This is a genomic window from Rhizorhapis sp. (assembly GCF_035276005.1).
Taxonomy (GTDB): Bacteria; Pseudomonadota; Alphaproteobacteria; order Sphingomonadales; family Sphingomonadaceae; genus Rhizorhapis.
Window position 1 is genome coordinate 1 of record NZ_DATEMB010000036.1, and the last position, 10958, is coordinate 10958.

Genomic DNA, 10958 nt, shown 5'->3' on the forward strand with positions numbered 1-10958 from the left:
TAAACGGCCCTGCGGTCTCAGCGCCCCAGTCTTCGCTCAAACTGCTGAAAAGACCGTAATCCTCAAGGCACCTGTCGTCCCTGCGCAGGCAGGGACCCCGCTGCCTTGTAACGCGCGACATTGGCGGGACGTTGGTTGAACGCTCGCGCTTCATTCAAAAGGCTTGGTCAGACCGTCGATCGCGGCCCAGCCATAGGATCTCAATGCGCCTACTGCTCGAGCCTTTTGCGGGGTGACTCCGCCTAGCGCAATTACCGGCAAACGAGTGGCGCGGGCGAGCTGGCTGAATCCTGGCCGCCCGAGCGGGCGCGCTCCCGGATGGGAGCGGGTTGTAAAGAGCGGGGAGAGGAACAGCAGGTGAGCGCCGTTTGCCTGCGCGCGGCGTATCTCGGGGAGGCTGTGCACGGGCGCGCTGTGCAATAGTGGCCAGCGGCTATGCTGGTGGTCCCGGCTGTGAAAACCATCGGCACCCCAGGCGCGGGCGATGTTGGCGGGACCGGCGAGAAGCAGGGTGAGCCTCCGCCGGTCTGAGAGGGCCCGCACTTTGCCGAACAGCTTGCGCCTGGCGTCGCGGGGAAGGCTGTAGTGACGAAAGACGACGCCCGATCCCTTGGGCAGACGCTCGATGGCCTTGAGCAGCGCCGCCTCCGGGATACGCTCGTCCGTCATCAGCCAGAGGCGGGGGAGGGAGCTTTTCGCTGGAAATCTTGACTGGCGGCAGCGCATCTCTCTGCCTATAGCAGCCGCCATGACTGGTGAAAGCAGGGAAGATGCCGCCGCGCGGCTGGCGGCTATCAAGGACCGGATCGCCCGGGCCGCGCGCGATGCGGAGCGCAAGGCGGACGAAGTTTCGCTGATCGCCGTTTCGAAAACCTATGAGCGGCCCCAGATCGAACTGCTGATCGAGGCGGGGCACAGGCTGTTCGGCGAGAACCGCGTGCAGGAGGCGCAATCCAAATGGCCGGCGTTGCGCGAAGCCTATCCCGATGCGTCGCTTCACCTGGTGGGACAGCTTCAGTCGAATAAGGCGGCGGATGCGGTCGCGCTGTTCGACGCCATCCACTCCCTCGACCGCCCCTCGCTCCTGACGGCTCTCGCGCGGGCGATGGATAAAAGCGGCCGCCGCCCCGCCTGCTTCCTTCAGGTCAATATTGGCGAGGAAGCGCAAAAAGGGGGCTGCGCGATTGCGGAGGTTCCGGGCTTGGTCGCAGAGGCGCGCGCGGCGGACCTTCCGCTTGCCGGGCTGATGTGCGTTCCTCCCGCCGATGTGGAAGCGGCGCCCTATTTTGCCCTGCTGGCGAAGATTGCGCGCGATAATGGGCTGGCCGGGCTCAGCATGGGCATGTCAGGAGACTTCGAAACCGCGGTAATGCTAGGCGCCACTCATGTGCGGATCGGCACCGCCCTGTTCGGGGCGCGGCAGTAAGGATTACTCCATCAGGGACAGCATCTTGTCGATGGGCACGAAGGCAAAGGCAACGGAGCTATCCGCAACGCCATAGGGGAGGAAAATATACTCCCCATGCTTCATCGCGCCGCAGGTATAAACAACATTGGGCACATAGCCTTCGCGATCCTCGTCCGCTGCCGAGAGAACGGGTTCGCGCGTGCGGGCGAGGACCTTGGAGGGATCATTCTTGTCTAGCAGCACGGCGCCGATGGAATATTTGCGCATGGCGCCGACGCCGTGGGTCAGCAGCAGCCATCCGTCCTCCAGCTCAATGGGCGATCCGCAATTGCCCATCTGCACCAGTTCCCAGGGATAGACGGGCTCGAGCAGCTTTTCCCCTTCGTCCCAATGGCCAAGGCTGCTCGATTTCAGCAGGAAGACATTCTGCCCATCCTGCCGTCCGATGGACATATATTGTCCGCCGATGGTACGGGGAAAAAGAGCGATGCCCTTGTTCCGGGATGCGCTGCCCGACATGGGCACCAGGTCAAAGCTGCGGAAGTCACGGGTGCGCAGCAGTTCCGACTGAATCTCCCGGCCGCTATAGGCGGTGTAGGTCCCCAGCCATTCCAGCGACCCGTCATCATGGGTGAACTGCACGAGGCGAAGGTCCTCAAGGCCATTGGCCTGCGCGGGGGTGATGGGGAATATCACGGTGCCGGAAAGCGTCGCGTCGCGATGGCGGAAGACGGTCACCGGCCCTTGCAGGCACTTGTCTTCATCGCAATGCGCGTCAGTGGCGGTTGCGAAGGGCGGCTGAGGCGCGAGGCGGAGCTCGGCATTCTGCGTTATGATGCCTTCGCGGAACGCGACCGAGCTGATATGGCCTTCACCTACCGCCCGCAATGACATGATGATGCGCTGGGAGCCGTCGGGCATGCCGCTCTGGTCATGATGAGGCACGACGCTGGGGTTCATCAGCGCGGCCGCGGCATAGCTATATTCGTGACAGAAATAGGCGCCGATGAGCTGCCGCTTTTCATCGCTGATGCTGGTGCCGTCGAGCGTTAGCTGCACGGCAATTTCGTCATAGCGAGTCATGAAGACGCGCCGGGTCTGCCAATGGCGCTCCTCAAAATCCTTGAGCACGACTTCAAGCTGATCGTGGGCGGTGCGCTCATCCATCTTGAGCACCTCCCGCACCAGCCGCTCGGTGCGGCTGGGCACCGATCCGTTGGACTGCCAGGCAAGGTGGAAGGGTCGGACCACCACGCGCGAAGGGTCGGCATAGAGGCGGAGATGATGATTATGGACGCTCAGCACGGTGCGACCCCCCAAGCACTTCGGTTCGGACGCCGACCCCGTTCAGGCGGCGACGCCGGCCCTATGTGCCACGTCCACCCCCGTTTGGGAAAGACGCAAAATCGCGCAGGAGGCAAGTTGCAGCGCCAATATGGATTCTGCTCCCTGGTTGCGGTTGACGCCGGTCGGCGTCAACCCGTCATAACAGCCGCCATCTTCCCTGCTGCTGAGCGGGATATCGAGGTCGTTGCGGCCAAGGAACCATTGATAGGCCTTCTCCGCCTCCATCCGCCACCGCACATTGCCAGTGACCTCAAAGGCCGCCGAACAGGCATCGATAGTGGCCTGCGCCTCCAGCGGCTGTTGGTCAAAGGGCAGGGGCGGCTGATATTCGCGGCCGAAACTGTCCGTCCCGACCGCGCGGAAATGACCTTCGGGCGCGGTCTGCTGAGCGACGATCCACTCCAATGTGGTGATGCCGCAGTCCAGAAAATCCGTTCTTCCCAATGCCTTGCCTGCACGAAGCAGGGTTTCGGGCAGGCGGGCATTGTCATAGGCAAGCACGGCTTCGAACCAGGCCCAGTCAGGGCGCCGCGAAATATGGAGCAGCGAGAGAAGCTCTTCGCCGAATTGCTCCAGCAATTGCCGCGAAAGGGCGTGGCCGGGATGCGCCTCCTGCATCGCGGCGGCCCCCAGCATCGCAAAAGCCTGCGCACGGGGCGCGTCGAGTTCCCCCGCATGGACCGCGATCGTGTCGAAGAGAACCGAGGCCCAGTCGCGATGCTTGGCCGCTGGGGCATCCCGCGCTGTCGTGCCGATCGACCAGACGGCGCGTCCGGAACTATCCTCCGATCCTTCCTCCTCGATCCAGCTCCGGTCGAAGCGCATGAAATTGCGGAAGCGTCCCCGCACCGGATTCCAAGCGTGCTGGACGAAGGAGCCGTATATGCTGGTCAGCCGGTCGCGTTCCGTTTCATCCATGGCGGGCATCCGGCTCATCAGAATGAGCGCCCGGGCATTGTCGTCCAGGCAATAGCCATGGGTGCGGTCGGGGACGGAATAGACGCTGTGCTGCAACATTCCGGTCGCGTCGGTCATGCGGATGACCGCGCTGAGATTGGGCGGCAGCGGCTGGAATCTTGCAGCAGCCGAGATGCGGGTCAGCGGCGCGTTTCGCAGTTCGCCAAGCAATTGGGCCGCCCGCTGGGCAAGCTTCGACCAGAGCATGGTCCGCCCGCGCTCATAAGCCTTGGCCGCCAGTGCTCTCCGCGCCTCATCATCCGCTAAGAGTGCGCTGATTTCCCGGCCAAAGGCTTCGCTGTCATGGAAGCCCACAAGGACGCCATGCCCTTGATCCAGTATCTCCGTCGCATGGACATAAGGCGTCGAGACCACGGGTTTGCCCATGGCAATGGCGTAGGAAAGCGTGCCGGACGTGATCTGGGCCGGATTATTATAGGGCGTCACATAAATGTCCGCCGCCTGCAGATAATCCAGCAATTCCTCCAGGCCCACATAGGCATTGATGAAGCGCACATGATCGGCGACGCCCAGCTTTTCAGCCGAGATTTGCAGCGATTCGCGCAATGCCTCTCCGTCCCGGCGCAGGATATTGGGATGGGTCGCGCCGAGCACGACGTAAAGCGTGTCGGGATGCTGTTCCACAATGGCGGGCATGGCGCGGATCATATGGTCGATGCCCTTGTCGGGAGCGATCAGGCCAAAGGTCAGCAGTACCTTGCGGCCCTCAAATCCGAAATTGGGCTTGATGCTCGCAGGATCGGCATAGAGGCGGTCGGGCACGCCATGGGGAATGATCTCGATCTTGTGCGCGGGCACGGCGTGGACCCGGCGCAATATCTCACAGCCCTTTTCCGACATGACAATCAGCTTGGCCGAGCGGCGGATCACCGCTTCCAGCACGCGGCGTTCGTCGGGATTGGGCCTTTCCAGGACCGTGTGCAGCGTCGTCAGCAAGGGAATATCGGTGCGGTGCAATATCTTCAGCACCATGTCGCCGGCTGCCCCGCCGAAAATCCCATATTCATGCTGAAGCCAGATCGCCTGCGCGCCGCTTTCTTCGATCTGGCGGGCTGCGGTGGTGTAGCTGGTGGGATCGAATTGTGCGACGGATGTGACGCCCGCAGGATAGACCAGATCGTCGCGCCCGTCGTCCATGGCGTAGACATCGATCCGCATTCCGGGGAAGCGCTCGCGGAGCGCATTGACTGTATCTGTGGTGAAGGTGGCAATGCCGCAACGCCGCGGCACGCTGTTTCCGATGAGGGCTATATGGTCCGGCACGCCGGCAAAAGATTGGGCTCCTGAGGTAACCTCGTTCATCTCTAACCTTTCGCAAACGCAACTAGATAGGAATGGTCTGGAACTTCCTTTTTTAACGACTCGAAGAGAGGGATGGTTGCGCGCCTTGTGCAGCGCAGCAAGGAAAAACTGCGAAAAGAGGCAAAAACAGGGCGGATCAGCCTCGGCCGCGATAGCCCGGCACGTCCTGGGGCGGCAGCCACATGCCCTCAGGCGGCGAACCTGATTGCCAGAAGACGTCGATCGGAATGCCGCCGCGGGGATACCAATAGCCGCCGATGCGAAGCCAGAGCGGCCGCATTTCAGAAAAGAGCCGCTCTCCGATCCCTACGGTGCAGTCCTCATGAAAAGCGGCATGGTTGCGGAAGGCGCCTAGAAACAGCTTCAGCGATTTCGATTCGACGATCGTGTCGCCCGGCGCGTAATCGATCACCAGATGCGCGAAATCGGGCTGGCCGGTGACGGGGCAGAGAGAGGTGAATTCAGGCGCGGTGAAGCGGACCAGATAAGGCCTGCCGGGCCGGGGATTGGCTACATAGTCAAGCACCGCCTCTTCGGGCGAGGCGGGCAGGGCGCTGGTTTGGCCAAGATGTTTTAGGGTCATGTGTTCAACTTCATGCTGGGATTGGCCGCTGATATAGGGCTTGATGGCGATTTTGAACAGTTGGGCGGGGGCTGGCGGCAGTGCCCCGCTCGTCGTCCCCCACCTGACCGTCGTCCGCGCCCTTCGACTGCCCGCAGGGCGGGCGCTCAGGATAAACTGCGGCTTTCGGCCGCAGGCAGGGACCCCGCCTTTTTTCTTTAGCTTAGCTGATTATTGTTGAAGGTGCAGCGGAGTCCCTGCCTGCGCAGGGACGACGGGGTTGGGAACGAATGCCCATCAATCCATCAGCACTAACCGCTTGCAATCCTGAATCGCTTGCCTGACTATTGCAGCAACGGTCCGGAAAGAGGCTGGTTTTTCCTCCCTGGCGTTTCATAACCCCTATTGCGGGAGAAAATGAATGGACCTGCTTGTTTCCACAGAATGGCTGGCCGAGGAACTTGGCGCATCCGACCTGCGCGTTGTCGACGCGACCCAATTCATGCCTGATGATCCCCGGAACGCGCTGGAGGAATATGAGGCAGGCCATATTCCGGGCACTGTCTTCATGGATCTGACCAATCTGATCGACAGCCATAACCCTGTTCCCAACATGCTGCCGCCGCCCGAGAAATTCGCCAGCCGGATGCAGTCGCTGGGCCTTGGCGATGGCAGCCGCATCGTCCTTTATGATGACAGCCCGATCAAGAGCGCGGCTCGCGCATGGTTCATGCTTACCATGTTCGGCGCCTATGACGTCGCGATCCTCGACGGGGGCCTTGCCAAGTGGAAAGCGGAGGGGCGTCCGCTCGCACAGGGGCGGGAAATGCTTCGCCACCGCCATTTCACGGTCTGGAAGGACGATAAGGCAGTCCGCAACAAGGCGGAGATGATCGCCAACATGTCGAGCGGCGCCGAGGAGGTTGTGGATGCGCGCTCTTCGGCCCGCTTTACCGGCCAGGAGCGCGATCCCCGGCCCGGTGTTGCGCCGGGGCATATTCCGGGCTCCAGGAACCTGCCTTATAGCGAGCTCTTCAACGCCGACGGCACATATAAGAAGGGCGAGGACCTGAAGGCCACCTTTGCCGCTGCGGGCATTGACATGGAAAAGCCGATGGTTACCACCTGTGGCGGTGGAATGACTGCGGCGGTCGTCGCCTTTGGCGCCCGGTTGCTCGGCAAGAAGGACATTGCCCTTTATGACGGGAGCTGGGCCGAATGGGGCACCGATCCCGCGACGCGGAAGGCGACCGGAGCAGCGTGCGTAGCATAGGCAAAGACAGCAAGGGCAGGGAAAGCAAGGTCAGAGACGGGCGCGACGATGCGACCCGGCTGGTGCAGGCGGGACGCCGCCCGGAGTGGACAAGAGATCCTTCGGGCACGGGCGGGATCGTCAATCCGCCCGTCTGGCGTGCTTCCACCATTCTCTATGACAGCGTCGCCGAAATGCGCGCGCGCGTGCATGATACGCATGAGCGGCTTTTCTATGGACGGCGGGGAACGCCCACCAACTGGTCGCTGGCGGATGCGCTGACCGAGTTGGAGCCGGGCGCGGAGGGCACCATGCTCTATCCCTCCGGCGTCGCGGCCATCGCCTGCGCGCTGCTGTCCGTTCTGAAGCCGGGCGACGAGTTGCTGATGGTGGACAGCACCTATGATCCTACGCGCGCCTTTTGCGAGAATATCCTTCGCCCAATGGGGATCGCCACGGTCTATTATGATCCGCTGCTGGGCGCGGGAATAGAGGCGCTGCTGAACGAGCGCACGCGGGCGATCTTCATGGAAAGCCCCGGCAGCCTGACGTTCGAGGTGCAGGATGTGCCCGCAATCGTCGCGGCCGCCAAGGCGCGCGGCATCGTGACGCTCATCGACAATACCTGGGCGACGCCGCTTTATTTCAAGGCGATTGGCCATGGCGTCGATCTTTCGATCCTCGCATGCACCAAATATATTGCGGGGCATAGCGACCTGATGATGGGGTCGGTGACGGCCGCCCCAGCGCTTTGGCCCGCACTGCGCCGGAACGCTTATGCCCTTGGCCAGACGGCCAGCCCCGATGATTGCTATCTCGCCGCACGGGGCCTGCGCACGCTGGCGGTGCGGCTGGAACAGCATCAGGCAGGGGCGCTCGCGGTGGCGCGCTGGCTGGAGCAGCAGCCGGAGGTGGCCCGCGTCCTTCACCCGGCCTTGCCTGGCTGCCCGGGCCATCATCTTTGGCAACGGGATTTCCTGGGCGCCAGCGGCCTTTTCTCCTTTGTCCTCAATGGGGGCAGCGATGCAGGCCGGGTGGCGCTGCTCGACGGGCTTCAGCATTTCGGCCTTGGCTATAGCTGGGGCGGCTATGAAAGCCTTGCGCTGCCCTGCGATCCGCAAAATTACCGTAGCGCAACCCATTGGAAGGCCGAAGGGCCGGTCATCCGGCTGCACATCGGCATAGAGCATACCGATGATTTGATCGCTGACCTTGCCGCGGGGCTCTCACGCTTTCGGGAACACGCATGACAAAGCAGTCTGTCCTGGCGGGTTGGGGCATTTCCCTTCCGCAGGGACAGGCGGCGGTTGAGGTGGCGATCAGCGCCGGGATCGCCATCGCGATAATGGTGCTTGCCTGGCTGTTTGGCCGCTGGACCTGCCCCCGCGTTCAGCAGCTCTGGCTGGAAAAGGCGGGCGTCCATGGCGAAGGGCTGGGGCAGCGCATGGCGCCGCTGCTGCGCTATGGGCTTTCAGCGCTGCTTCTGGCTCTTGCCGCGAACCTGTGGCCATGGACCGGCCATGCCGCACTGGTGCTGGGGATTTTTCTGGCGGCGTCGACGGCCATGCTGGTGTCGCACCTGCTTCGCGGCCTTCACATGCCGCGCTGGATCAGCATTCCGGTAGCGGTGCTGGTCCTGGCCGCGATCATATCCAGCAATGTCGGCGGCTTCGTACCCCTGACCGACGCGCTGGAACGGATCGGGTTCAATGCGGGCAAGCGGCGCTTTTCGCTGCTCAGCCTGCTCACCATCACGATCACCATCGTGGCGCTTTTCGCGGGCGTAAGGCTCGCCAACCGGGTGGTCGGGCACAGCATTTCGCGGGTGAAGGAGCTTGATCCTACCCAGCGGTTGCTGGCGCAGAAACTGGCGGCCATCGCCATCATTGTGGTGGCTTTCTTTGTCGGCATCGACATTGCCGGCATCGACCTCACGACTTTCGCGGTATTTTCGGGCGCTCTTGGCCTTGCGGTGGGTTTTGGCCTGCAAAAGACCTTCGGCAATCTAATCGCGGGCATCATCCTGCTGATGGACCGGTCGATCAAGCCGGGCGACGTGATCGTCATTGGCGACAGCATTGGCGCTGTGAACAAGATCGGGGTGCGCGCTGTCTCCATCATCACGCGCGATGGTAAGGAGCATCTGATTCCCAATGAAAATCTGATGACGCAGGAGGTGGAGAACTGGTCCTATTCCGACCGCAATGTCCGCGTCCGCATTCCCGTGGGCGTTGCCTATTCCTGCGACATCAAGCTCGCGCAGCAGCTGATGCTGCAGGCCGCATCGGATTCGCCCCGTGTGCTGAGATCGCCAAAGCCCAATGTGTGGCTGACCGCCTTTGGAGCGAGCAGCATGGAGCATGAGATACTGGTCTGGATCAGCGACCCGGAAAGCGGCATCGGGGGCGTCAAGTCGGATGTGCTGGGGCGCTTGTGGGACCTCTTTAAGGAACACGGCATCCAGGTGCCTTTCCAGCAGCATGATGTCCATATCCGTAGCATGCCGGAATCGGCCGGGGGGAAGCAGGCGCCAGCCAATTGATGCTGCACCCCGGAATCTTTTTCCCTCCTTCGCCCGCTCAATCTGCGCCCCGTTCAGCGAAAATTCAGCAGCCGCAACCACGCAAAATGGCCTTTGTGGCAGATTTGCCGCTACGTCAGCCTTGATTTCGCCTTATTCTGCCTAGCTTTGCTGAAATTGTTGCAACCGGGCAACAACGCGTCATCGAAATGTCTTGCTGTGGCGCATTTCTGTTGTGCGCTGCGGAAGCTGCGTGCAGTGAGGCCCCGTTCAAACGCAATTCCGCCCCTTCGGCCCAGCCGATGAGAAAAGCGGAAAGCCTGAACGCAGGAGGGGCAGCCTCGAATTTATGAAGGGGAATCAGATGCGTAAGTCCATTCTCGGCCTGTCGGCCGTTCTTTTCGCCACCGTTGCCACGCCGGCCCTCGCGCAGGATGAAGATGCCAGCGGCATCACCGTCAGCGGCGGCGCTGCCGTTGTCACCGACTACCGTTTCCGCGGCATTTCGCAGACCGACAAGGATTTCGCGATCCAGGGCACGCTTTCCGTTGCTCATGACTCCGGCCTTTATGCCACCGTCTGGGGTTCGACGATCGACGATTACGTCGCTGCTGGCAGCGACACCGAGCTCGACCTGATCCTGGGCTACAAGAAGAGCTTCGGCGCAACCACGGTCGATGTCGGCGTTCTGTACTATTACTATCCGGGTGCGGAGAAGTTCTTCGACGAATATCCCTCAGATTTCTTTGAACCTTTTGTCGCCGTGTCCCATACTTTTGGCCCCGTCACCGGCAAGCTGACCGCCGCCTATGCTCCGAAGCAGAATGCGCTTTCGCTCGGCGCGGGCAGGGAAGACAATCTCTATGTTGCTGGCGATCTGAACGCTGCGATTCCGAACACCCCGATCAGCCTTTCGGCTCACCTCGGCCACAACTTTGAAGAAAGCTTCATTACTGCCGGCGAGGAATATACCGACTGGAGCCTGGGTGCGACCTACACCTACAAGAACCTGTCGTTCGGCGTTTCCTATGTCGACACCGACGAGGACTTCATCAGCCCCTCCGGCCGCAACGTGTCGAAGGCTGGCGTTGTTGGTTCGGTCAGCGTCGCGTTCTGATCTGAACTGCCAAGTACAGAGAGGGGCCGCACCGCAAGGTTGCGGCCCTTTTTCTTTGGTGGTTGCCCCGTTCGCGGGAGGTTGTCGAAGCCCTTCAGCAGGGCGGCCTATATAGGAGCGGGGTCCCTGCCTGCGCAGGGACGACGGGGTGAGTGGTCGAGGGTGGATGAACGCCCTTGTGTCCTCCGTGCCTCCCGTCTCCGCTGAACTTTTGACAGGGCCATGATCTTAGAGCATCGTGCGCAAAAGTGGGAACCGGTTTTGCGCGAAAAACGATGCGACAACAAAGAATTAGAGCGCCCGCCCGCGTCAGATTAAACGCAGCGCGCTCTAGGCGCTGTCTGCATTCATAGGATTCCCTTTTCCGAAGAGTTCTGATTCAAGGTTGTCGAAGGAGACGAGCTTTGAGCAGACGGGTACTGACGGACGAGCAATGGGGCCGGATCGAGGGCCATCTTCCCGGTCGAGTTG

General features: G+C 61.8%; 9 protein-coding genes. 5 read left to right on the plus strand and 4 right to left on the minus strand.

The genetic code is table 11. The features are described 5' to 3' along the window. Positions 1-150: 150 nt before the first annotated feature. A complete protein-coding gene (locus tag VJS46_RS08485) occupies positions 151-669 on the minus strand; it encodes a thiamine phosphate synthase (RefSeq protein ID WP_324059483.1) in 519 nt (172 codons plus the stop codon). Positions 670-748: 79 nt separating this feature from the next. On the opposite strand from VJS46_RS08485, the gene VJS46_RS08490 reads away from it, so the two are divergent. Next, on the plus strand, positions 749-1426 hold the full coding sequence (locus VJS46_RS08490; RefSeq protein WP_324059484.1) for a YggS family pyridoxal phosphate-dependent enzyme: 678 nt from the start codon (positions 749-751) through the stop codon (positions 1424-1426). A gap of 3 nt (positions 1427-1429) precedes the next feature. Here the strand turns inward: VJS46_RS08490 and VJS46_RS08495 are convergent, their stop codons facing one another. The 3 genes from VJS46_RS08495 to queF all read right to left on the minus strand — a co-directional run bounded on the left by VJS46_RS08495 (position 1430) and on the right by queF (position 5618). Beyond that, a complete protein-coding gene (locus tag VJS46_RS08495) occupies positions 1430-2713 on the minus strand; it encodes a glycoside hydrolase family 130 protein (RefSeq protein WP_324059486.1) in 1284 nt (427 codons plus the stop codon). A 42-nt stretch (positions 2714-2755) separates the two neighbouring features. Then, entirely contained in the window at positions 2756-5035 is a 2280-nt protein-coding gene (locus tag VJS46_RS08500) for a glycosyltransferase family 4 protein (RefSeq protein WP_324059488.1), read from the minus strand. A gap of 136 nt (positions 5036-5171) precedes the next feature. Next, positions 5172-5618 carry a preQ(1) synthase gene (queF, locus tag VJS46_RS08505; RefSeq protein ID WP_324059489.1) on the minus strand — a complete coding sequence of 149 codons (447 nt, stop codon included), beginning with the start codon at positions 5616-5618 and terminating at the stop codon, positions 5172-5174. 400 nt (positions 5619-6018) lie between these two features. On the opposite strand from queF, the gene sseA reads away from it, so the two are divergent. From sseA to VJS46_RS08525, 4 genes are all read left to right on the plus strand, one after another. Then, positions 6019-6870, plus strand: coding sequence for a 3-mercaptopyruvate sulfurtransferase (sseA, locus tag VJS46_RS08510; protein ID WP_324059491.1), 852 nt, complete (start codon positions 6019-6021; stop codon positions 6868-6870). Next, positions 6858-8099 (plus strand): cystathionine beta-lyase, encoded by a 1242-nt coding sequence (gene metC, locus VJS46_RS08515; RefSeq protein ID WP_414707987.1) that lies wholly within the window; start codon positions 6858-6860, stop codon positions 8097-8099. The genes sseA and metC overlap by 13 nt, the downstream gene beginning before the upstream one ends. Then, positions 8096-9391, plus strand: a complete 1296-nt coding sequence (locus VJS46_RS08520) for a mechanosensitive ion channel family protein (protein WP_324059495.1) — start codon at positions 8096-8098, stop codon at positions 9389-9391. The genes metC and VJS46_RS08520 overlap by 4 nt, the downstream gene beginning before the upstream one ends. Before the next feature lie 343 nt (positions 9392-9734). Continuing rightward, a complete protein-coding gene (locus VJS46_RS08525; RefSeq protein WP_324059497.1) occupies positions 9735-10487 on the plus strand; it encodes a TorF family putative porin in 753 nt (250 codons plus the stop codon). The last annotated feature ends 471 nt before the right edge of the window (positions 10488-10958 follow it).